This is a genomic window from Pseudomonas sp. Eth.TT006, from assembly GCF_054456575.1.
Window position 1 is genome coordinate 111,585 of record NZ_JBTJEN010000010.1, and the last position, 22,255, is coordinate 133,839.

Sequence of the window (22,255 nt, forward strand, 5' to 3'; positions counted from 1 at the left end):
GCAAACGCTGCTTTAATCCCGCGCTGGCGGGGCAAAAGCCTTGTGCACACTCTCCTGGGAGAACTCGTCGGCGTGTTGTTCGACCCATTGCAGGGCAAGCGCCTGAATATCCTGCAAGTCGTCGTGGGCTTCGTTGATGCGGCAAAAACGTTCGATCTGGCACACCTGTTCGCCCATCCGCGCGCTGAACAGGGTCTGCTCATCGGTAAACGCGATTCCCAGCAGATAGCCCTTTTTGCGCCGCAGGCACCACGCTACATAGCCTGGGTAACAGATGTCGGCGTTGAGCGTCGGCATGCGCACTTGCAGCGCGGTGCCATGGCGCCAGGCGCGGTGGTAATTGCAAGCGATGCCGCCGAGGCTGATAGTGTGCAGCTGTTGCCTGGACATGCACTCAGGCTTGAGTAACGTTAATTCGACAGGCACTTCGTCCGGATGAGGAATGAACCGTCCCATGAGCACAGACTCCCTGTGTCGGCCATTTGACATGGTTTCCCCCAGTATAGTGGCCGAATCGGAGCTGACCGATTTCGACGCCGACCAGCGGCTGCTGGCGCTACCCGGCGTTTCGCTGGTGATTTTCACCAGTATCGGCTGTTCCAGCTGCCGTTATGCACGGCAGGTGTTGCCCGGCTTCGAGCTGGCGGTGGATCGCCTGTGCTGGATCGACGCCGGCAACAACGGTGGATTGGTGGAGCGTTATCAGGTGTTTCATTTGCCAGCGCTGTTTTTAGTGCGCGACGGCGAGTTCTTGGGGGCCTTGCACACACGCCTGAGCGCCGATGCGCTGAACGCGGCGGTGGCGCAGGCGTTGGGTCGAATCGCAGAGGAGTTGCCATAGATGGCGGGAGCAGACAACAAGCCGGTGATCGGGATTATCGGCACCGGGGCAATCGGCGGGTTCTACGGTCTGATGCTGGCGCGGGCAGGTTTCGATGTGCACTTTTTACTGCGCAGCGAATATGCCGCGGTGGCCGAGCGCGGGTTGCTGGTCGACAGCGCGGTCCATGGCAGCCTGACGCTCAACCCGGTGCAGGCCTATGCGAAAGCCGAAGACATGCCGGCCTGCGACTGGCTGCTGGTCGGCGCCAAGACCACCAGCGGCGCCGGGCTGGCGCCGGCGATCATCGCCGCGGGCAAACCCGATGCGAAAGTGCTGGTGCTGCAAAACGGTCTGGATGTCGAAGACAGCCTGCGTGAGTTGTTGCCCGAGTCCCTGCATCTGCTTGGCGGGTTGTGTCTGATCTGCGTGCATCGCGAAGGGCCGGGGCACATCACTCATCAGGCGCTGGGCGCGGTGAACGTTGGTTATCACAGCGGTCCGGCAGCGGATGACGCCGCGCGCATGGCGATTGTCGAGGAGGGCGCCGGATTGTTCCGCGTCGCCGGCATCGATTCGCAGGCGATGGCCAATCTGCAGCAGGCGCGCTGGCAGAAACTGGTCTGGAATATTCCCTACAACGGTCTCTCGGTGGTGCTCGGCGCCGGCACCGCGCCGCTGATGGCCGACGCTGACAGTCGCGCGCTGATCCAGGCGTTGATGGCCGAAGTGGTGCAGGGCGCCAAGGCCTGTGGTCACGACATGCCGCCCGGTTACGCCGAGTACCTGTTCACCATGACCGAAAAGATGCCTGACTACTGGCCGAGCATGTACCACGATTTTCTGCACAAGCGGCCGCTGGAACTGCAGGCGATTTACGCCCGGCCGTTGGCTGCGGCCAAAGCGGCAGGTTGTGAACTGCCGCGTATCGAAGCGCTGTATCGCACGTTGGGTTTCATCGACCGGCGCAACCGCTGAGTCGGATTTTTGCAGGAGTGGGGGCAAGGCATGGCGAAGAACATCGATGACAAACTGGTGCTGGCGATTTCCTCTCGCGCACTGTTCGACCTGAGCGAGAGCCACAAGGTCTACCTGTCGAGCGGCGTCGAAGCCTACCGGCAATATCAGATCGACCACGAAGACGAAATTCTCGCCCCCGGCGACGCCTTCCCGCTGGTGGAAAAACTCCTCAACCTCAACAGCCGCCTCGACCGTGCCCGGGTCGAGGTGATTCTGGTTTCGCGCAACAGCGCCGACACCGGCCTGCGCGCGTTCAACTCGATTCACCACTATGGACTGGACATCTCCCGAGCGGCATTCGTCGGTGGGCGTAGTCCGTATCCGTACCTCAAGGCCTTTGGCTGTGATCTGTTTCTGTCGACGCACGCCGAAGACGTGCGCGCCGCGCTGGACGCCGGTTTTGCCGCGGCAACGATTCTTTCCGGCGGCGCCAGTCGAGCCGCCAGTGATGAGTTACGCATCGCGTTCGACGGTGACGCGGTGCTGTTTTCCGATGAGTCCGAGCGCATTTATCAGTCCGGCGGGCTGGCGGCGTTTCAGGCCAAGGAGCGTGAAGCGGCACGCGAGCCATTGCGCGGCGGGCCGTTCAAAGGCTTCCTCGCAGCGCTGAATGCGCTGCAACGTGAATTCCCCGAGGACGATTGCCCGATCCGCACGGCGCTGGTCACCGCTCGCTCGGCACCAGCCCACGAACGGGTGATCCGCACCTTGCGGGAATGGGATATCCGTCTCGACGAGTCGCTGTTTCTTGGCGGGCTGACCAAGTCGGCATTCCTCGAAGCGTTTGCCGCCGATGTGTTTTTCGACGATCAGGCCGGTCACTGCGAGCTCGCCCGAGAAGTGGTCGCCACTGGCCACGTGCCGCACGGCATCAGCAACGAACCATCGATCTGAAGCCCTGTGCTGCAAGACGTTGCGCCGCACGCCTGACTCGCCAAGGCACTGCTAAGCTGAATCAAATCTCCGCCCTGTTGGCACGCGAGGAGGTCATATGATTCGTTCGATGCTGTATGCCACTGACCTCGGTCTGTACGCACCTTTAGTGATGCAGCATGCCCTGGCGTTGGCGCGAACCTTCAATGCCGACTTGTATGTGGTGCATGCGGTGGAGCCGATGGGGCTGTTTGCCGAATCGGTGCTGCAGAGCTATCTCGACGAGCAGGCATTGAACGAATTTCACAGTCAGGGTCTGAAAACTGTCATCGCCAATATCGAGCAGCGGGTGCAGGACAGTTTTCGCGAGGAGCTGGGCGCCGAGGGCGAGCAGGACCTGCAGCGGATTCGCGCGGTGCGGGTGGTGCAGGGCGACCCGGCGCAGGTGATTCTCGAGCAAGTGCAGAAACTCTCGGTGGACTTGCTGATCGTCGGCACGCATAGCCACGGCGTAGGGGCGGAAACCCCTTTGGGGCGCACGGCGGCGCGGGTCCTGCAGTTGGCCAAGGTGCCGGTCTATCTGGTGCCGTTGGTGGAGCGTCGGCGGCGGGGAGATCGCTGAAGCGGGAATAATGGCGTTCTGATAAAAAAGTTCTAGATTTATTCATCAAACCATTAATATAGTTATATACCGTCGCTGATGCCCGTGGCGTCTACCTGCTTTGAGGGATACATATGAAGCTTCAACAACTGCGCTACATCTGGGAAGTGGCGCACCACGACCTCAACGTTTCCGCTACGGCCCAAAGCCTGTACACCTCGCAACCGGGCATCAGTAAACAGATCCGCCTGCTGGAAGACGAACTCGGTGTTGAAGTGTTCGCCCGCAGCGGCAAGCACCTGACCCGCGTCACCCCGGCCGGCGAGCGCATCATCACCACCGCGGGCGAAATCCTGCGCAAGGTCGAAAGCATCAAGCAGATCGCTCAGGAGTTCTCCAACGAGAAGAAAGGCACCCTGTCGATCGCCACTACCCACACCCAGGCGCGTTATGCACTGCCGCCGGTGATCAGCAATTTCATCAAGCAATACCCCGACGTGGCGCTGCACATGCACCAGGGGTCGCCGATGCAGATCGCCGAAATGGCCGCTGACGGCACCGTCGATTTCGCCATCGCCACCGAAGCGCTGGAGCTGTTCGGTGATCTGGTGATGATGCCGTGCTATCGCTGGAACCGTTGCGTGGTCGTGCCGCAGGGGCACCCGCTGACCAAGCTGCCGAAGCTGACCCTCGAAGCGCTGGCCGAATACCCGATCGTGACTTACGTGTTCGGTTTCACCGGCCGTTCGAAACTCGACGAAGCCTTCAGCCACCGTGGCCTGACGCCGAAAGTGGTATTCACCGCCGCCGACGCCGACGTGATCAAAACCTACGTACGCCTTGGCTTGGGTGTGGGTATCGTCGCCAAGATGGCGGTCGACACCAAACTCGACAACGATCTGGTGGTGCTGGATGCCAGCGAGCTGTTCGAGTCGAGCATCACCAAGATCGGTTTCCGTCGCGGCACCTTCCTGCGCGGTTTCATGTGCGACTTCATCGAGAAGTTCGCCCCACACCTGACCCGCGAAGTGATGGCCAAGGCCATCCAGTGCCACAACAAGCAGGAGCTGGAAGAGCTGTTCGACGGCGTCGAACTGCCGGTCCACTAAAACCCGGCCTCAGAGCACCTCGGTGACAGCGAACTGTTGCCGGGTGCCCGCCACCAGAATCTCCACCTCATCCCCCTCGAACTTGCCCAGCAGGCTTTTGCCCAGCGGCGAGCGCGGGGTGATGACGGTAATCGGCTGACCCACCACATCGACTTTCAGCCCCGCCGCATCCGGGGCCAGGAACAGCCATTGCTCGCGGCCCTTTTCGTCTTCCAGACCGAGCAGGGCGCCGATCTCGATACCACGATGTTCGTCATAGGCGCGCAGCGTCAGGTTCTGACATAGCGCCAAAGACTGACGGATTTCCTCGACCCGTTTCGCCTGACCCGCCGCCAGATAGGACGCCTCCAGCCCGAGGGTGTCGTACTTGTTCTCGGCGATATTCTCTTCGTGAGTCGCGGTTTCGTAGGCGGTCTGCGCGGCGCGCTCGGCAATGTCGAGGTCGACGCGCAGTTTGTCGAGAATCAACTGGTGGACAATGTGCTTGTTCATGATCAATCGCAGAATTGCAAAACGTTGGTGCGGCTCTTTTCGCTTGGCGCGGTCTGGTCCTGTTGCAGCCAGAACTGGCATTTCGGATTCGACTGGTTGCGCATGCTGCTGCGCGCCTGATCCAGCCGTGCCTGCTGCTCATTCTTGCGCAGGTTCTCTTCGTACTGCTCGAACAGCGGGCTCTGTGGCGGCGTGTCCGGTTGGAGCTGCACGGCCGCCGGCGGCTTGGCCAGTTGCTGCACCGCCTGCGCGACAGGCGCCAGTTCTGTGGTGAATACGAAACGCGAAAGCAGCCAGCAGGTCAGGGCGATGGCCAGAAAACCCAGCCATAGGCCCAAAGCTATGCTGCCGATCAGTTGCAGCGCACTCAGCTGAACAGGCAACGGACGGCGCGGGTTGGGACGATAGGGCATGGCGGCCTCCTGGCGGATGATTGCGGGCAAGGGGCGATTGTCGCACGAAGATTAATCGGCGTCGGCTCTTCTGCGCGAGGTCATTTATGCGGACAATCAGCGCTTTTGCCAACGGGAGTCTTGCATGTCGGTATCGAAAACCCGCTGGGATATTTTTTGCACCGTGGTCGACAACTTTGGCGACATCGGCGTGACCTGGCGTCTGGCCCGGCAACTGGTGGCCGAGCATTCGGTGGCGGTGCGGCTGTGGGTCGATGACCTGCGCGCCTTCGAGCGCATCTGCCCCGAAATCGACATCAATCTTGCGCAGCAAACGCAGCTGGGCGTCGAGGTGCGACATTGGCCGAGCGACTGGCCGCAGACAGAAGCGGCGGATGTGGTGATCGCCGCATTTGCCTGCCAGTTGCCCTCGGCGTATATGGACGCCATGGCCGAGCGGCAACCCGCGCCGCTGTGGATGAACCTCGACTACCTCAGCGCTGAAGACTGGGTCAGCGGCTGCCACGGTTTGCCTTCAGTGAAATACAAAACGGTGCAGAAGTTTTTCTTCTTTCCCGGATTCCAACCGGGCACCGGTGGCTTGCTGCGTGAACAGGGCTTGCTGGAGCGCCGTCGCGCCTTTCAAGCGGATGAGCAGGCGCAGCGGCAATTTCTACTGCATCTAGGGATCGAACGGGCACCCGGTGCACAACTGATTTCACTGTTTGCCTATGAGAATGCCGGTCTCGCCAGCTGGCTGGAGGTGCTGGCCGCCGCGGATGCGCCGACCCATCTGCTGGTGCCGGAAGGGCGAATTCTTGGAGATGTCGCGCGCTGGCTCGGGGTGGAGTCGTTGCAGGTCGGCGATCTCAACGTGCGTCAGGCGTTGACGGTACAAGTGCTGCCGTTCGTGCGTCAGGATCAATACGACCTGTTGCTGTGGTGCTGCGATTTCAACGCGGTGCGCGGCGAAGACTCGTTCGTGCGGGCGCAGTGGGCCGGACGGCCGATGCTCTGGCACATTTATCAGCAGGACGAAGACATCCATCTGGACAAGCTCGATGCCTTCCTCGCGCTGTATACCAAAGGGCTTTCACCGGCGGCTGCCGAAGCGATGAACGGTTTATGGCGGGCCTGGAGTGCCGGTCAACCGATCGGCGAGCACTGGCTAGAGGCGCGCAAACACTGGCCGGAACTGCAGGAAAACGCTGAACAGTGGTGTCTGGAACAGGGCTTGCAGGCGGATCTTGCCACGGCGCTGGTACAGTTTTACCTAAATTGGATATGATACGCGGCCTAGATTTTTGTAAATCCCATCCAAATTCGGATATTCGCAATGAAAACTGGTAAAGAACTCAAACCCGGTACCGTGATCCGTATCGACAACGATCCTTGGCTGGTTCAGAAAGCTGAATTCACCAAGTCGGGCCGTAACAGCGCGATCATGAAGACCAAGCTGAAGAACCTGCTGACCGGTTACAAGACCGAAACCGTTTACGGTGCGGACGACAAGCTGGACGACGTGATCCTCGACCGCAAAGAAGCGACCCTGTCCTTCATCAGCGGCGACACCTACACGTTCATGGACACCACTGACTACACCATGTACGAGCTGAACGCCGAAGACATCGAAGCCGTTCTGCCTTTCGTTGAAGAAGGCATGACCGATGTTTGCGAAGCGATCTTCTTCGAAGACCGTCTGGTTTCCGTAGAGCTGCCGACCACCATCGTGCGTAAAGTTGCCTACACCGAAGGTTCCGCTCGCGGCGACACCTCGGGCAAGGTGATGAAGCCTGCCAAACTGGCTAACGGTACCGAGCTGCAAGTTGCTGATTTCATCGAAATCGACGACATGATCGAGATCGACACCCGTGAAGGTGGTTCGTACAAAGGTCGCGCCAAGAAGTAATTCTGGCCAAACCGTACGCACAAAAAAGCCCGACCATTGAGTCGGGCTTTTTTGTGCCTGCGTTTTGAGCTTCACACAATCCCCTGTAGGAGTGAGCCTGCTCGCGATAGCGTCATCCCCGCCGACATCTACATCGACTGACTCAGCCGCTATCGCGAGCAGGCTCACTCCTACAAAGGAAATGTGCTTATTTCAGGTGTTCCTTCAGCTCCTGCGAAGCCTGCAACATCGCCGAACGCACCGCCGGCACCTGGCTGACCACGTTGAGCAAACCGTAATCGTGAATCATGCCGTTGTACCGCACCGACGTTACCGCTACACCAGCCTCGTCGAGTTTACGCGCGTAAGCTTCACCTTCATCGCGCAGCACATCGGCTCCGGCGGTCTGCACCAGCGCGGGCGGCAAGCCCTTCAGTTGCGCGGTGGTTGCCCGCAGTGGCGAGGCGTAGATCTCGTTGCGCTGTTTGGCGTCGGTGGTGTAGTTGTCCCAGAACCACTTCATCATGTTACGCGTGAGGAAGTGCCCATCGGCGTACCGGGTGTATGAGTCGGTGTCGAAACTGGCGTCCGTCACCGGCCACAGCAATGCCTGGAATCTGATCGCCGGGGTGCCTTTGTCTTTGGCCATCAGCGCCACGACAGCCGCCATGTTGCCGCCGACGCTGTTGCCCGCCACGGCCAGACGCTTGCCGTCGACATTGATCTCTTTACCGTGTTCTGCCACCCACTTGGTTGCGGCGTAGGCCTGATTGATCGCCACCGGGTAATGCGCTTCCGGAGACGGTGTGTAATTGACGAACACCGCCGCCGCCCCTGAACCGACCACCAGATCACGCACCAGACGTTCGTGAGTGGGGAAGTCGCCCAGTACCCAGCCACCGCCGTGGAAGAACATGAATACCGGCAGCTCGCCTTTGACCCCGGCCGGCCGGACGATAGTCAGCTTCAACGGCTGGCCATCGACCTGAATGGTCTTCTCGCTGACGTCGGCTTTCGGCAGCGTCAGCTTGACCCCGGACTGCGCACCGACCAGTACGGCGCGGGCGTCTTTGGGGGTCAGCTGTTCCATGGGTTTGCCGGTGCCGGCGTTCAGCACATCGAGAAAAGCCTGCGTGTTGTGTTCGACGTCACCGGCAAATGCGCTGTGGATGGACAGGGCGAGAAGGGTACCGGTCAAGACTTTGCTGAAAGTGTTCATGTTCATTTCCTGTTCGGGCCTGAGGCGTCAGTGATCAGACAGTGACGTGCAGACGCACATCGACATTGCCACGGGTCGCGTTGGAGTACGGGCAGACCTGATGCGCCGCGTCGACCAGGCTCTGTGCGTCAGCCTGTTCCAGGCCCGGCAGGCTGATGTGCAAGTCGATGTCCAGACCGAAACCGCCAGGAATCTGGCCGATGCCGACATGGGCGGTGATCGAAGCGTCGTCCGGGATCTTGCGCTTGGTCTGGCTGGCGACGAATTTTAGCGCGCCGATGAAGCAGGCCGAGTAGCCGGCAGCGAACAATTGCTCAGGGTTGGTCGCCGCACCGCCAGCACCGCCGAGTTCTTTCGGGGTGGCGAGTTTGACGTCGAGAACGTTGTCGCTGGAGATCGCACGACCGTCACGGCCGCCAGTGGAGGTTGCGATTGCAGTGTAGAGAGTTTGCATGGTGTGGGCCTCGTTGGGTGTGTTTTTCTGCGCTAAATGTTTGCGCGCTAAGTAAGTGCGAGGTGAATGTAGCTCGCTAATGTTTAGTGCGCAAGATAATTTTTTGAAAAAATTGGGAAACTTTGACGAGCGGTGCGCCAATGGCCCGGAAAGCGTTGATTTAGAGCGGGTGGGGAGAGGGCGTTGGCACTGCGGGATTTTCAGTCGTACCGGCACTTGGAGGGCCGACGAGGTCCCTGTGGAAGCGGGCTTGCCCGCGAAAGCGGTGTGTCAGTCCAGAAGATGTTGACTGACAGGACGCTATCGCGGGCAAGCCCGGCTCCCACTGGTTCTGTGTTGCGATCGGAATTGAACTCAGGTGAGGCTGTCCTGCAAATGACTGCGCAGTGCCTGCAGTTCCGCTTGCAGGTTTTGCAGGCGTTCCAGAGAGAAGCCGCTGGCGCCGAGGATGCAGTGTGGAACGCTCTTGGCCTGATCACGCAAGGCCCGGCCTTTTGCGGTCAGTTCGACAATGACCACCCGCTCATCCTCGCGACTGCGCGTCCGACTGAGCAAACCTTCAGCCTCCAGACGCTTGAGCAGCGGCGTCAGTGATCCCGGATCAGTGAGCAGTCGTGTACTGATCTCGCCTACAGTCAATCCGTCCTGTTCCCACAGCACCATCATCGCCAGGTACTGCGGATAGGTCAGGCCCAGCGCCTGCAGCAGCGGTTTGTAGACTTTGGTCATCATCAGCGAAGTGGAATGCAGGGCGAAGCAGGCCTGGTTGTCCAGCAGCAGATGATCGCAGTTGTCGGTGGTGTCGTGTTCGGTGGTCATGGCAAGGCCTTGTTCGGTGATGAGCTTGAATCTAGCGTCCGAATGTTTAATGCGCCAGATAAATCGCTGGGCACTAGTGCCGGCCCAGTTCGCGTTGCAGCGCCAGATCCCAAGGTGGCACCGGGCTGAAGCGGGTTTTGAGATATTCCAGAAGCAGGCGGCTGCGCGACGTCGTCTGTTGCTCCATGCGCAGCGCATAGATGCCGGTGCTTTCCGGTGGCGGCAGGCCGTTCTCGCAGAACAGTGGCAGCAGTTCGCCCCGCAGCAGGTATTCACTGGCCAGCCAGGTCGGCAAATGTGCGATGCCCAGCCCGGCCAGTGCGCCGCAGACCAGCGCTTCGGCATTGTTGGCGCTCATGCGGATCCGCGCCGGGCGATGCAATTGCATTTGCCCGTCCTGTTCGAAGCGCCAGGCGAAGGGCGGGGCGAGGCCTTCCCAGTCCAGTCCGTCGTGGTCACTTAGCTGCCCGGGATGACTTGGTGCACCACGGCGCTTGAGGTAATCGGGACTGGCGCAGGCGATGCGCACCATGCTTGCCAGCGGGGTAGCGACCAGTCGCGTATCGGCCATTTGCCCGGCACGCAACACCAGATCGACCTTGCCCAGGTTCGAGCCGTGCATGTCGATGAAGCTGTCGATCAGGTGGAGTTGCACGTCGAGGCCCGGATACAGCACCAGAAAGTCGGCAATCACCGGTGCCAGATGGCGGCGACCGAACGCCGCCGGGGCATCGATGCGGATCAAGCCTTCCGGCGCACTGCTCAGCGACACGGCTTCGGCGCGGGCCAGTTGCAACTCGGCGACGATACGCCGCGCCCGTTCGGCGAACGCCAGTCCGGCCGGGGTGGCGCGCACGGCGTGGGTGCTGCGAATGAACAATTGGCTGCCAACCGCGCTTTCCAGGCTGTCGATGCGTCGAGCCACGGCGGACGGCGTCAGCGGATGACGCCGGGAAGCCGCAGAAAAACTGCCGCTTTCCAGCACATCGAGAAACAACCCGAGCTGGTCGGTCAATTGATTGGGATTCATGGGTATTGAGTGTGCTTGTGCGAAATTGGCATAGCCATTGTGCGTTGCTGTGCGTTTCCCCGCCAGCCTCGACTGCGTAGGATGAAACGCCTGACGGATGAGGACATCGCTGTGATCGAGTTTTTGTTGTACCTGCTGTTTGGCGCGGCCCTTGGCACCTTGGGCGGCATATTCGGTATCGGCGGCGGGTTGATCGCGATCCCGCTGCTGGGCGTGTGGTTCGGCCTCGATCAGCAGATCGCCCAAGGCACCGCGCTGGTGATGGTCGTGCCCAACGTGATGCTGGCGCTGTGGCGTTATCACCAGCGCAATCGCATCGAACTGCGTCACGCGTTGCCGCTGGCGCTGATGGGCTTCTGCTTTGCGTGGATCGGCTCGATCTGGGCGGTGGGCATCGATGCGCAAACCATGCGTATCGGTTTCGTCGCGTTTTTGGTGGTGCTCTCGGCGTACAACCTGCTGAAGATGTTTGGCCGGCCACCCGCCGCGAGTTCGGAAATGCGTTATTCCTGGCCGTGGCTCGGCGTGCTCGGCGCGGCGTCCGGGACTATGGGCGGACTGTTTGGTGTTGGCGGGGCGGTGGTGGCGACGCCGGTGCTGACCAGCCTGTTCGGCACCAGTCAGGTGGTCGCTCAAGGCCTGTCGCTGGCGCTGGCGTTGCCGAGCACCGGTGTGACTCTGGTGACCTACGCGGTGCATCGCGAGGTGGACTGGATGATCGGCCTGCCACTGGCGATCGGCGGTCTGGCCAGCATCAGTTGGGGGGTGAAAGTCGCCCACGCCATGCCGGAAAAGCTGCTGCGCGGGCTGTTCTGCGGGTTTCTGGTGCTGTGTGCGGTGATGCTCGCCTTTAAAGTTTGAAGCCTTCGACGATGTGCTCGGCCAGGCATTCGGTGATCGGCGACGGATTGTTCAGGTTGCGGATCAGCATGATGCTGGCCTCGGGCAGCAACGGCAGGTCCTCGTTGGCGCCGAGAATGCGCATGTCCGGGGTGATCAGGCTTTCCAGTTGCGCGGTGATCGCCAGGCCCGCGCTCACCACTGCCATCAGCGCCGACAGGCTGGTGCTGTTGTAGGCGATGCGGTATTCGCGGCCCATTGCGTCCAGCGCATTGCACGCCCACAAGCGGCAGAAACAATCACTGTTGAACATCGCCAGCGGCAGCGGCGTCTGCTCGTGGGCGCTGAAGTTTTGCGCCTCGGCCCAGACAAACCGCTCCTTGCGCAGCAACTGACCGATCTCGTTGCCCGGCTCACGGGTAACGATCGACAGATCGAGGTCGGTGCGTTGCAACAGCTGCTTGCTGGATTCGCAGTGCACTTCGATCTGGATCAGCGGATAGAACTGCGCGAACCGCGACAGAATCCCCGGTAGAAAACGCATCACGTAATCGTCCGGCGTACCGATGCGCACGGTGCCGACCATGTGCGGCTCGCGCAGGGTGTTGAACACTTCGCTGTGCAACTTGAGGATGCGCCGCGCATAGCCAAGCAGCACCTGGCCCTCGGCGGTCAGGCGCACCTGGCGTCCATCGCGTTCGAACAGCTGGCGCTGCAACACATCTTCTTCCAGACGCTTCATCTGCATGCTCACCGCCGACTGCGTGCGGTTGACCATTTCGCCGGCACGGGTAAAACCGCCCTGATCGGCAATCGCGACGAAGGTGCGCAGGACATCGGTATCGATACTGGGGTAGGCCGACAATTGATGAATCTCCGTGATGCATGCCATCAGAAACATTCGTTGGATTGATCTTAGCGCCGGCGCGAGACTTGAGCCATCCACAAAGGAGGCAACACGATGAAAGGTCAAAGAGAGTATGTAGACGACGCAAAATTTTCCGGCCACGGCCATATCGTTTCCGACCTGCTGCACAAGTTCAGCCGCTGGTACGAACTGCACCGTGAGCGCGAGCTGCTCGCCAGTCTGAGCGACGAAGCGCTGAAGGACATCGGGGTCAGCCGAGCTGACGTCGAACACGAGGCCGTGCGGCCGTTCTGGGACGATCCGATGCATAAATGATCGGGCCATTACTACACAAACCACTTTCAGGTGAGGTAGGTTGCGAGCAGACAAGGAGATGCTCATGCCCGCGACTCTGGCCTTTTCCCTCAAACAGGCGCGACGTCTGGCGCTGGCGGCCCAAGGATTCAACGGGCGCCAGCCGCCAACCGTCCGGGCGCCGCAGCTCAACCGGCTGATCGAACGACTCGGCCTGCTGCAGATCGATTCCGTCAATGCCGTGGTGCGCTCGCACTACCTGCCGCTATTTTCCCGTCTCGGTTCTTATTCTTCCGATTTGCTCGACCAGGCTGCCTGGAGTTCCGGGCGACGTCGTACGCTGTTCGAATACTGGGGTCACGAAGCGTCGTTGCTGCCACTGGCGATGTATCCGTTGCTGGGTTGGCGGATGCAGCGCGCCAGACGCGGCGAAGACATCTATCAGCAACTGGCCAGATTCGGCCGTGAGCAACAGGACGTGGTGCAACGGGTGTTGCGCACGGTCGAGGAGCAGGGCGCCTTGGGCGCCGGCAGTCTGTCGACCCGCGAGGACAAGGCCGGGCCCTGGTGGGACTGGAGCGCGGAAAAGCTTGCGCTGGAATGGCTGTTCGCTGCCGGCGAAGTGACCGTGGCCGGACGTCGCGGTTTTGAGCGTTTGTATGATTTGCCGGAGCGGGTGATTCCGGCGTCGATTCTGCAGCAAGCGCTACCGGACGAAGCCGAAGCGCAGCGCGGTTTGCTGCTGCACGCGGCGCAGGCGCTGGGTGTCGGCACTGAGAAAGATCTGCGCGATTACTTTCGCCTGAATCCGGCGGATGCGCGTCCACGCCTGGCGGAACTGGTCGAGGACGGGCAACTGCAGATGTGCGAAGTCGCCGATTGGCGCCAGATCGCCTACTGCCTGCCCGAGCCGAAAGTGCCGCGCAAGGTGCTCGCCAGTGCGCTGTTGTCGCCGTTCGATTCGTTGATCTGGGAGCGCAGTCGTACCGAGCGGTTATTCGATTTCCGCTATCGGCTGGAGATTTACACACCGCAGCACAAGCGGGTCTACGGCTATTACGTGCTGCCGTTTTTGCACAACGAACGAATTGCCGCGCGGGTCGATCTGCGCGCGGAGCGGGCGGCGGGACGCCTGGCGGTGCATGCGGTGCACGAGGAAGAACCGGGTCTGGACGATGGCGGGATGTTGGCGCTGGCACTGAATCTGCGGCAGATGGCGGACTGGCTGGGGCTGCAGCGAGTGCAGCTCAATTGTCAGCGCGAGAGTGCGGGGCGGTTGAGGGTGGCATTGGCCGAGATTGGCGTTGACTGATCTGAAGCCATCGCTGGCAAGCCAGGCTCCCACAGGTATCGCGTCGTTTGCATAAATTGCGTACGACACAAACACCTGTGGGAGCGGGCTTGCCCGCGAAGAGGCCAGCGCAGACGCTAAAGATATCCAACCTTAGCGCCGAACCTGCTTCAGCGTCTCGGCAATCAAAAACGCCAGTTCCAGCGACTGATCGGCATTCATCCGTGGATCGCAGTGGGTGTGATAACGGTCCGACAATCCGTCTTCAGTGATCGGCCGTGCACCGCCGATGCACTCGGTAACGTTCTGCCCGGTCATCTCGATGTGAATCCCGCCGGCATACGTGCCCTCGGCTTCATGCACCTGGAAGAACTGTTTCACTTCGCCAAGGATCTGCGCGAAATCGCGGGTCTTGTAGCCGCTGCTGGCCTTGATCGTATTGCCATGCATCGGGTCAGAGCTCCACAGTACCTGCTTGCCCTCATGCTGCACTGCGCGGATCAGCGCCGGCAGGTGATCGCCGACCTTGTTCGCGCCCATCCGCGCAATCAGGTTCAGACGGCCCGGATCGTTGTCCGGGTTGAGCACGTCGATCAGGCGGATCAGGTCGTCCGGGTTCATGCTCGGGCCGACCTTGACGCCGATCGGGTTGTTCACCCCGCGCAGGAATTCGACGTGAGCACCGTCGAGCTGGCGGGTGCGGTCGCCGATCCACAGCATGTGCGCCGAGCAATCGTAGTAATCGTTGGTCAGGCTGTCGCGCCGCACGAAAGCTTCTTCATAGTTCAGCAGCAGCGCTTCGTGGGCGGTGAAGAAACTGGTTTCGCGCAGTTGCGGCGAGCTGTCCATGCCGCAGGCGCGCATGAACGCCAGGGTTTCATCGATGCGGTCGGCGAGGTGGCTGTATTTCTCGGCCAGGGCCGAGTTGGCGATGAAATCCAGGTTCCACTTGTGCACCTGATGCAGGTCGGCAAAACCGCCCTGGGCAAAGGCGCGCAGCAGGTTCAGGGTCGCGGTGGACTGGTGATAGGACTGCAGCAGACGCTCCGGGTCCGGCACGCGGCTCTTTTCATCGAAACCGATGCCGTTGACGATGTCGCCACGGTAGGCCGGCAAGGTCACGCCGTTGAGGGTTTCGTCATTGGCCGAGCGCGGCTTGGCGAACTGACCGGCCATGCGCCCGACCTTGACCACCGGGCAACCGGCGGCGAAGGTCATGACGATCGCCATCTGCAGCAACACTTTGAACGTGTCGCGAATCTTCGCTGCGGAGAATTCGGCGAAGCTTTCGGCGCAGTCGCCACCCTGCAGCAGGAACGCCCGGCCCTGGGTCACTTCGGCAAACTGCCGGCGCAGCTCGCGCGCTTCGCCGGCAAACACCAGCGGCGGGTAGCTGGCCAGGGTCTGCTCGACCTGGCGCAGATGCGCCGCGTCAGGGTATTGCGGTTGTTGCTGGATCGGCAGGGCGCGCCAGCTGTCAGGGCTCCAGGGTTGGCTCATCACGGTCTCTAATCGGTTCTACGCAGGGGAAGCCCATGGTAGCAGCAATTAGTGCGTGACCTGCTCCCGCCCCATCACCGACAATTGGCGTTTTGCCACGGTGCCCGAGCGGCGCCATCGCGTCACCGCGCCCGGTGACCATCTGGAGATGAAATGTCTGAGGAGCGCGTCGAGCTGTTGCTCGCCGAGGTACAGGATGAGTTCGGCGTGATTCGCGTGCTGGAAGTGGCCGATTACCGCTTTCTCGAATTTGGCGATGCCATCGAGCAAAGCTGCGTGTTTACCGCCGATCCGAGCTGGCTCGAATATGACTACACCCGGGCGATGCTGATTGGCGCGTTGTGCCACGAGCAACCGGAGAGCGCGCTGTTTCTCGGCCTCGGTGCCGGCACGCTGACCCAGGCCTGCCTCAAGTTCCTGCCGCTGGAAGACGTCGAGGCCATCGAGCTGCGCCCGGACGTTCCGCGACTGGCCATCGAATACCTGGGGCTGGATGACGACCCGCGCCTGTATATCCGTGTCGGCGATGCGCTGGAATTGTTGCCAACGGCCGAGCCGGCGGATCTGATCTTTGTCGACCTGTACACCGACGTCGGCCCGGGTGTCGGGCATCTGGCCTGGAGCTTTCTCGGTGACTGCCAGAAACGCCTGAATCCGGGCGGCTGGCTGGTGATCAACCAGTGGGCCACCGATGACGGCAAACCGTTGGGCGCCGCGTTGTTGCGCGGGCTGTATCACCGACATTACTGGGAACTGCCGGTGAAGGAGGGCAATGTGATTCTGATCGTGCCGGCAGACCTCGATCAGGCACTCGACATGCAGGCGCTGACGGCCCGGGCCGAAGCGCTGGCGCCACGGTTGGGGTATTCGTTGCAGGCGTTGATCAACAGTATTCGCCCGGCGACCTGAGTCTCGGCCGGGTCAACTGTAGGAGCTGCCGCAGGCTGCGATCTTTTGATCTTGTCTTTTTAAAATCAAAATCAAAAGATCGCAGCCTGCGGCAGCTCCTACAGGGGCAGGTCATCAGATTCCTTTGAAGACCCCGGATCGCCGCTCTACCAGCGACCTTATTCCTTCTTTGGCATCCTCACTGCCCAGCAATTTCTTCACCAGCGCCGGCAACCCTTGTGCCGCCGCAGTCTCACCTTCATAGCGCGCCTGCCGCGCCGACATCAGCGTCGCCTGCACTCCCAGCGGTGCCTGGCGGGCAATCCGTTCGGCGAGCTCAATCGCGCGCGGCAACAAGTCCTCGCTGGCCATCACTTCCTGCACCAGGCCCAGGCGCAGAGCATCGTGGGCATCGAACTCGTCGCCGGTCAGCAACCAGCGCATGGCGTTGCCCCAGCCGGCTACTTGATGAAAACGTAACGTCGCGCCACCAAAAGGAAAAATCCCACGCTGCACTTCCATTTGCGCGAAACGTGTATTGCTCGCGCACAGGTTGATATCTGCGGCGAGCATCAGTTCGATACCGATGGTCAGGCAGTAACCCTGAGCGGCGACGATCACCGGTTTGCTGACCCGTGGCCCGACAAACACACCCCAAGGGTCACAACCGCCGGTCGGCACTTGCCAGCCTTCGGCGAGGGCAGCGCTGACATTGAGTAGATCCAGACCGGCGGTAAAGTGCTCGCCATGCCCGAACACCACGGCCACCCGCGCCTCGCTGTCGGCCTCGAATTCGCCGTAGGCCAGGCTCAGGTCGTAGAGCAGATCGAGGTCGAACGCATTGCGTTTGGCGGCCCGATCCAGACCGATCAAATGGACATGTCCACGTTGTTCACGGCTGACGCGGCCGGGGCAGGGCTGATTCATGGCGAAATCCTCGGGCGGGAAGGGCGGGGCAGCGACGGTATGCCGCATATCGGTGAATCGTTTAAGCGTCATCGCCCGCAGGGCCGGGCCTGTTGAAAAATAGACCCTCGCCCGATTATCCGCAAAAGCCCGTTACACAGCGGCGACACATGGATTCAGACGATAAAAAAAGCTCCCTTTTTGGGCAAATTCCGGTATAGTGCGCGCCGGCCTTTAACCGGGCCGCGTTTAGGTAGCGCAATTCCCCGAAGCCAGCTTCGGCTGCACGTCCGCACTGCGGGCTCTTCCTTGACGATTCTTTTTCATTCATACGTTTTCGCAAATCCCCGCCGACAAAGCTGCCAGGGCGACTCTTGAGTCTCAACACGGCATGTGCAGCTTTGGAGCATGGGTCTTTGCGGATGCACTTAGAGGCAGACCCATGACCCAGGAAATCGGCGGCTTCGCCGCTCTTGAACTTCATCCCAATATTGTCGCTGCAGTAGTCGCTACCGGCTATGAAGAGCCTTCGGCCATTCAGCAGCAGTCGATCCCGATCATCCTCGCCGGTCACGATATGATTGGTCAGGCGCAAACCGGTACCGGTAAAACCGCTGCCTTTGCCCTGCCTATCCTGCACCGCATTGATCCGTCCAAGCGCGAGCCGCAAGCTCTGATCCTGGCCCCAACTCGTGAGTTGGCGCTACAAGTTGCAACCGCTTTCGAAACCTACGCCAAGCAAATGCCGGGCGTAACTGTTGTGGCTGTCTACGGCGGCGCGCCGATGGGCCCACAATTGAAAGCAATCCGTAATGGCGCACAGATTGTTGTCGCCACTCCGGGCCGTCTGTGCGACCACCTGCGTCGCGACGAAAAAGTGCTGCAGACCGTGAACCACCTGGTTCTCGACGAAGCAGACGAAATGCTCAAACTGGGCTTCATGGACGACCTCGAAGTGATCTTCAAGGCCATGCCGGAAACCCGTCAGACCGTATTGTTCTCGGCGACCTTGCCGCAGTCGATCCGTGCCATCGCCGAGCGCCACCTGCGCGATCCGAAGCACGTGAAGATCCAGAGCAAGACCCAGACCGTTACCGCGATCGAACAGGCTCACCTGTTGGTTCACGCTGACCAGAAGACCTCTGCCGTTCTCAGCTTGCTGGAAGTGGAAGACTTCGACGCTCTGATCATGTTCGTGCGCACCAAGCAAGCGACCCTGGATCTGGCCAGTGCCCTTGACGCCAAAGGCTACAAAGCCGCTGCGCTGAACGGTGACATCGCCCAGAACCAGCGTGAACGCGTCATCGACTCGCTGAAAGATGGCCGTCTGGACATCGTTGTTGCGACCGACGTGGCTGCCCGTGGTCTGGACGTTCCGCGCATCACCCACGTGTTCAACGTGGACATGCCGTACGATCCGGAATCCTACGTGCACCGTATCGGCCGTACCGGCCGTGCCGGTCGCGAAGGCCGTGCGCTGCTGCTGGTGACTCCACGTGAGCGCCGCATGCTGCAAGTGATCGAGCGTGTCACCGGTCAGAAGGTTGCCGAAGTGCGTCTGCCGGACGCTCAGGCGGTTCTCGATGCGCGCATCAAGAAACTGACCAACAGCCTGTCGCCGCTGGTTGCTGATGCGGAAGCGACTCACGGTGATCTGCTGGATCGCCTGACCGCCGACATCGGTTGCACCCCGCGTGCCCTGGCTGCAGCCCTGCTGCGCAAGGCTACCAACGGTCAAGCGTTGAACCTGGCAGCGATCGAGAAGGAACGTCCACTGGTGCCGAACAACGCACCGCGTGGCGACCGTCCTGAGCGCACCGGTGATCGTCCTGATCGTGGTGACCGCGAGCGTCGCGCGCCAATGCCTTTGGGCGAAGGCCGTGCCCGTTGCCGTACCGCGCTGGGTGCGCGTGACGGTATCGCCGCGAAGAACCTGCTGGGCGCCATCCTCAACGAAGGTGGTCTGGCCCGCGAAGCGATCGGTCGCATCCAGGTGCGTGACAGCTTCAGCCTCGTCGAGCTGCCGGAAGATGGTCTGGACAAGCTCCTGACCAAACTGAAGGACACTCGCGTCGCTGGCAAGCAGCTGAAACTGCGTCGCTACCGTGAAGATTGATCCGCCCTTGGGCTGATTGATCGAACATAAAAAATCCCCGACTGGTTCGGGGATTTTTTTTGCCTGTTTTTTCAAAATCAAAGATCGCAGCCTGCGGCAGCTCCTACATGTTGGAACGCGTTCCTCTGTAGGAGCTGCCGCAGGCTGCGATCTTTTGATCTTGCTTTCAACCGAAACGATAAATATCCATACCCAACGCCCCCATGGTGAACCCCTGGTGCGCCACGCTGAATTCACCCCCGGCGCCCCGGGCAAAATACAGCGGCAACAAATGCTCGTCGCTCGGATGACTGCGCACTGCATGCGGCGCTTGCTGACGGTAATCGTGCAGCGCGGCCTCGTCATTCGCCGCCAGCTTGTCGATCATCCAGTCGCGAAAATCCCGCGCCCACGGTTCGACGCTTTCCGGGCCGGCGTGCCAGTTCAGTTCACGCAGGTTGTGGGTGATGCTGCCGGAGCCGATCAGCAAAATGCCCTGCTCGCGCAGGCTCGCCAGTGCTTGTCCGACTCGGGTTTGCAGCGCCGGGCCGCCGCGACTCGGCAGCGACACCTGCACCACCGGGATATCCGCCTGCGGGTACATCAACGACAGCGGCACCCACACGCCATGATCGAACGGACGTTGCGAGTCGAGGCGGGTCGGCAAATGGGCAGCGTTCAGCAATTCGGCAACCTTGGCCGCCAGTTGCGGATCGCCCGGTGCCGGGTACTGCACTTCGAACAAGGCACGCGGGAAACCGCCGAAGTCATGCCAGGTCTCGGGTTGCGGGTTGCTGCTGACCAGCAGCTCCTGGCTTTCCCAGTGCGCCGAGACCATCACGATAGCTTTCGGCCGGGGCAAGTCAGCCGCCAGACGCGCGAGGGCCGGGCCGCTGGCACCGGGTTCCAGGGCCAGCATCGGCGAGCCGTGGGAGATAAACAGGCTGGGAAACATGGAAAGATTCCTGAGCGGTAAGATGACCTCATCTTCAGTCAGATCATTGATCTAAATCTAATATAAGTTTTAGCGCTTTTTCATCGAATTCCTTGGGGGATCTATGCAGCCTGAGTTTTGGCACAAGAAATGGGAATCCAATCAGATCGGCTTTCATCAGCCGCAGGTGAACCCGTATCTGCAGCGCCATTGGGCGGTAGCGGAAACGGCGCGGGTGCTGGTGCCGTTGTGTGGGAAAAGTCTGGATTTGGCGTGGCTTGCCGGGCGCGGGCATCAAGTGCTGGGAGTGGAGTTGTCGCAGAAGGCCATCGAGGATTTTTTCGCTGAGCATCTGGTCACGCCGCAGGTCCGCGACAAAGGGCCGTTCAAGGTTTATCGCGCCGAGGCCATTGAGTTGTGGTGCGGTGATTTCTTTGCGCTGACTGCAGAAGACCTGAAGGAGTGCGCGGCGCTGTATGACCGGGCGGCATTGATTGCCTTGCCGCCTGCGATGCGTGAGCGATATGCGGCGCATTTGCAGCAGATCCTGCCTTCGGCGGTGCAAGGGCTGCTGATCACTCTGGATTACGATCAGGCGCAGATGCCCGGGCCGCCGTTTGCGGTGGGTGATGATGAGGTGCAGCGTTTGCTGGGTGGTGTCTGGCAGCTGCAGATGCTCGAGGAGCAGGATGTGCTGGAGGAGAGCGGGAAGTTTGTGCAGGCGGGCGTGACGCGGTTGGAGGAGCGGGTTTATCGGGTTTCTGGCCGGTAGTTCTGTGCATCCAGTACGGGGCCTCATCGCTGGCAAGCCAGCTCCCACAGTGATCCGGGTCGACCGAACTTTCTCAAAACACTCAAAACCCTGTGGGAGCTGGCTTGCCAGCGATGAGGTCAGTAAGAACAACCCAATAATTCAGGCAAAAAAAAGGCCCGCATCGCTGCGGGCCTTTTCATTACTGCGTCAAGCCAATCAACCGCGACGACGCAGTGCGTCGATACGCTCTTCCAGCGGCGGGTGGCTCATGAACATGCGGGCGAAGCCCTGTTTGATGCCACCGTTGATGCCAAAGGCGTTAAGAGTGTCCGGCATGTGCACTGGCAGGCCTTGTTCGGCGCGCAGGCGTTGCAGTGCGCCGATCATCGCGTTGGTACCGGCCAGGCGTGCACCGGCTTCGTCGGCACGGAATTCGCGCTTGCGCGAGAACCACATGACGATCGCGCTGGCCAGAATGCCCAGGACCAGTTCGGCGAAGATGGTCGCCACGTAGTAGGCGATGCCCTGGCCTTCTTCGTTCTTGAAGATCACTTTGTCGACGAAGTTGCCGATGATCCGTGCGAAGAACATGACGAAGGTGTTCACCACGCCCTGGATCAGCGCCAGGGTGACCATGTCACCGTTGGCCACGTGACCGATTTCGTGGGCCAGCACGGCTTTTACTTCATCCGGCGAAAAGCGCTCGAGCAGGCCCTGGCTGACCGCAACCAGCGCGTCGTTCTTGTTCCAGCCAGTGGCGAAGGCGTTCGCCTCGTAGGCCGGGAAAATACCGACTTCAGGCATCTTGATCCCGGCTTCGCGGGACAGTTGCTCGACGGTTTGCAGCAGCCATTGCTCATGCCGGGTGCGTGGCTGGGTGATGATCTGGGTGCTGGTGCTCATCTTCGCCATCCACTTGGAGATGAACAGCGAGAACAGCGAACCGGCGAAACCAAAGACCGCACAGAAAACCAGCAGCTGACTGAGGTTGAGATCAACCCCGTTGGCCGCCATGAACCCGTTGAAGCCAAACAGGCTCAGGGTGATGCTGGCTATCAGCACGACCGCCAGGTTAGTGGCCAAAAACAGCAGGATGCGCATCATGGTTGTAGAAATCTCCTCAAGCTAAAGATGTAGCGTACTGCGGGGTATATAAGGTGCGGCACCG

The 22,255-nt window shown here is 60.8% G+C and carries 25 protein-coding genes; 13 read left to right on the forward strand and 12 right to left on the reverse strand.

All coding sequences use genetic code 11. From position 1 onward, the window contains the following. Window positions 1-12 precede the first annotated feature (12 nt). Entirely contained in the window at window positions 13-456 is a 444-nt protein-coding gene (locus ACXR0M_RS17545) for a PilZ domain-containing protein (protein ID WP_458833054.1), read from the reverse strand. Here ACXR0M_RS17545 and ACXR0M_RS17550 point away from each other — a divergent pair. From ACXR0M_RS17550 to cysB, 5 genes are all read left to right on the forward strand, one after another. Then, a complete protein-coding gene (locus ACXR0M_RS17550; RefSeq protein WP_458833055.1) occupies window positions 455-841 on the forward strand; it encodes a thioredoxin family protein in 387 nt (128 codons plus the stop codon). The genes ACXR0M_RS17545 and ACXR0M_RS17550 overlap by 2 nt on opposite strands. After that, a complete protein-coding gene (locus ACXR0M_RS17555) occupies window positions 842-1,798 on the forward strand; it encodes a putative 2-dehydropantoate 2-reductase (RefSeq protein ID WP_458833056.1) in 957 nt (318 codons plus the stop codon). 30 nt (window positions 1,799-1,828) lie between these two features. Then, window positions 1,829-2,734, forward strand: a complete 906-nt coding sequence (locus tag ACXR0M_RS17560) for a 5'-nucleotidase (RefSeq protein ID WP_458833057.1) — start codon at window positions 1,829-1,831, stop codon at window positions 2,732-2,734. A gap of 97 nt (window positions 2,735-2,831) precedes the next feature. Continuing rightward, window positions 2,832-3,335: a universal stress protein gene (locus ACXR0M_RS17565; RefSeq protein WP_458833058.1), complete on the forward strand. Its 504-nt coding sequence runs from the start codon at window positions 2,832-2,834 to the stop codon at window positions 3,333-3,335. A gap of 113 nt (window positions 3,336-3,448) precedes the next feature. Continuing rightward, complete coding sequence (gene cysB, locus ACXR0M_RS17570; RefSeq protein ID WP_007908591.1) at window positions 3,449-4,423, forward strand: HTH-type transcriptional regulator CysB; 975 nt, start codon at window positions 3,449-3,451, stop codon at window positions 4,421-4,423. Window positions 4,424-4,432: 9 nt separating this feature from the next. Here the strand turns inward: cysB and ACXR0M_RS17575 are convergent, their stop codons facing one another. After that, window positions 4,433-4,915 carry a GreA/GreB family elongation factor gene (locus ACXR0M_RS17575; RefSeq protein ID WP_458833059.1) on the reverse strand — a complete coding sequence of 161 codons (483 nt, stop codon included), beginning with the start codon at window positions 4,913-4,915 and terminating at the stop codon, window positions 4,433-4,435. A gap of 2 nt (window positions 4,916-4,917) precedes the next feature. Then, window positions 4,918-5,328 (reverse strand): hypothetical protein, encoded by a 411-nt coding sequence (locus ACXR0M_RS17580; RefSeq protein ID WP_458833060.1) that lies wholly within the window; start codon window positions 5,326-5,328, stop codon window positions 4,918-4,920. Between the two features lie 124 nt (window positions 5,329-5,452). Between ACXR0M_RS17580 and earP the strand changes: the two genes are divergently transcribed. Together earP and ACXR0M_RS17590 are read left to right on the forward strand one after the other, a co-directional pair. Beyond that, window positions 5,453-6,595 (forward strand): elongation factor P maturation arginine rhamnosyltransferase EarP, encoded by a 1,143-nt coding sequence (gene earP / locus ACXR0M_RS17585; protein WP_458833061.1) that lies wholly within the window; start codon window positions 5,453-5,455, stop codon window positions 6,593-6,595. 48 nt (window positions 6,596-6,643) lie between these two features. After that, window positions 6,644-7,216 (forward strand): elongation factor P, encoded by a 573-nt coding sequence (locus ACXR0M_RS17590; protein WP_458833062.1) that lies wholly within the window; start codon window positions 6,644-6,646, stop codon window positions 7,214-7,216. A 187-nt stretch (window positions 7,217-7,403) separates the two neighbouring features. Here ACXR0M_RS17590 and ACXR0M_RS17595 read toward each other — a convergent pair whose 3' ends face one another. The 4 genes from ACXR0M_RS17595 to ACXR0M_RS17610 form a co-directional block, all read right to left on the reverse strand. Then, on the reverse strand, window positions 7,404-8,414 hold the full coding sequence (locus tag ACXR0M_RS17595; protein ID WP_458833063.1) for an alpha/beta hydrolase fold domain-containing protein: 1,011 nt from the start codon (window positions 8,412-8,414) through the stop codon (window positions 7,404-7,406). Between the two features lie 34 nt (window positions 8,415-8,448). Beyond that, on the reverse strand, window positions 8,449-8,868 hold the full coding sequence (locus ACXR0M_RS17600; protein ID WP_007940002.1) for an organic hydroperoxide resistance protein: 420 nt from the start codon (window positions 8,866-8,868) through the stop codon (window positions 8,449-8,451). Window positions 8,869-9,222: 354 nt separating this feature from the next. Further along, entirely contained in the window at window positions 9,223-9,687 is a 465-nt protein-coding gene (locus tag ACXR0M_RS17605; RefSeq protein ID WP_458833064.1) for a MarR family winged helix-turn-helix transcriptional regulator, read from the reverse strand. Window positions 9,688-9,760: 73 nt separating this feature from the next. Continuing rightward, on the reverse strand, window positions 9,761-10,717 hold the full coding sequence (locus tag ACXR0M_RS17610; RefSeq protein ID WP_458833065.1) for a LysR family transcriptional regulator: 957 nt from the start codon (window positions 10,715-10,717) through the stop codon (window positions 9,761-9,763). A 111-nt stretch (window positions 10,718-10,828) separates the two neighbouring features. Between ACXR0M_RS17610 and ACXR0M_RS17615 the strand changes: the two genes are divergently transcribed. After that, entirely contained in the window at window positions 10,829-11,578 is a 750-nt protein-coding gene (locus ACXR0M_RS17615) for a sulfite exporter TauE/SafE family protein (RefSeq protein WP_458833142.1), read from the forward strand. Here the strand turns inward: ACXR0M_RS17615 and ACXR0M_RS17620 are convergent. Further along, complete coding sequence (locus ACXR0M_RS17620) at window positions 11,568-12,422, reverse strand: LysR substrate-binding domain-containing protein (protein ID WP_458833143.1); 855 nt, start codon at window positions 12,420-12,422, stop codon at window positions 11,568-11,570. The two genes, ACXR0M_RS17615 and ACXR0M_RS17620, sit on opposite strands and share 11 nt — an antisense overlap. Before the next feature lie 96 nt (window positions 12,423-12,518). Between ACXR0M_RS17620 and ACXR0M_RS17625 the strand changes: the two genes are divergently transcribed. Further along, a complete protein-coding gene (locus ACXR0M_RS17625; protein WP_123453015.1) occupies window positions 12,519-12,740 on the forward strand; it encodes a DUF1127 domain-containing protein in 222 nt (73 codons plus the stop codon). Window positions 12,741-12,804: 64 nt separating this feature from the next. Beyond that, complete coding sequence (locus ACXR0M_RS17630; RefSeq protein WP_458833066.1) at window positions 12,805-14,031, forward strand: winged helix-turn-helix domain-containing protein; 1,227 nt, start codon at window positions 12,805-12,807, stop codon at window positions 14,029-14,031. Window positions 14,032-14,163: 132 nt separating this feature from the next. On the opposite strand, the gene ACXR0M_RS17635 is transcribed toward ACXR0M_RS17630, so the two are convergent. After that, window positions 14,164-15,510 (reverse strand): class II 3-deoxy-7-phosphoheptulonate synthase, encoded by a 1,347-nt coding sequence (locus ACXR0M_RS17635; protein ID WP_458833067.1) that lies wholly within the window; start codon window positions 15,508-15,510, stop codon window positions 14,164-14,166. A 153-nt stretch (window positions 15,511-15,663) separates the two neighbouring features. Between ACXR0M_RS17635 and ACXR0M_RS17640 the strand changes: the two genes are divergently transcribed. Next, the gene (locus tag ACXR0M_RS17640; protein WP_458833068.1) at window positions 15,664-16,419 is read left to right on the forward strand and encodes a spermidine synthase; all 756 of its coding nucleotides are present in this window, start codon (window positions 15,664-15,666) and stop codon (window positions 16,417-16,419) included. Between the two features lie 114 nt (window positions 16,420-16,533). Here the strand turns inward: ACXR0M_RS17640 and ACXR0M_RS17645 are convergent, their stop codons facing one another. Then, window positions 16,534-17,325, reverse strand: coding sequence for a crotonase/enoyl-CoA hydratase family protein (locus ACXR0M_RS17645; protein WP_458833069.1), 792 nt, complete (start codon window positions 17,323-17,325; stop codon window positions 16,534-16,536). Between the two features lie 421 nt (window positions 17,326-17,746). Here ACXR0M_RS17645 and ACXR0M_RS17650 point away from each other — a divergent pair, with 421 nt between their 5' ends. Then, on the forward strand, window positions 17,747-19,420 hold the full coding sequence (locus tag ACXR0M_RS17650; RefSeq protein ID WP_458833070.1) for a DEAD/DEAH box helicase: 1,674 nt from the start codon (window positions 17,747-17,749) through the stop codon (window positions 19,418-19,420). A gap of 166 nt (window positions 19,421-19,586) precedes the next feature. Here ACXR0M_RS17650 and ACXR0M_RS17655 read toward each other — a convergent pair whose 3' ends face one another. After that, complete coding sequence (locus ACXR0M_RS17655) at window positions 19,587-20,354, reverse strand: DODA-type extradiol aromatic ring-opening family dioxygenase (protein ID WP_458833071.1); 768 nt, start codon at window positions 20,352-20,354, stop codon at window positions 19,587-19,589. Window positions 20,355-20,457: 103 nt separating this feature from the next. Between ACXR0M_RS17655 and ACXR0M_RS17660 the strand changes: the two genes are divergently transcribed. Then, window positions 20,458-21,105 (forward strand): thiopurine S-methyltransferase, encoded by a 648-nt coding sequence (locus ACXR0M_RS17660; RefSeq protein ID WP_458833072.1) that lies wholly within the window; start codon window positions 20,458-20,460, stop codon window positions 21,103-21,105. Window positions 21,106-21,303: 198 nt separating this feature from the next. Here the strand turns inward: ACXR0M_RS17660 and htpX are convergent, their stop codons facing one another. Further along, window positions 21,304-22,191, reverse strand: a complete 888-nt coding sequence (gene htpX / locus ACXR0M_RS17665) for a protease HtpX (RefSeq protein ID WP_045122567.1) — start codon at window positions 22,189-22,191, stop codon at window positions 21,304-21,306. Between the last annotated feature and the right edge of the window lie 64 nt (window positions 22,192-22,255).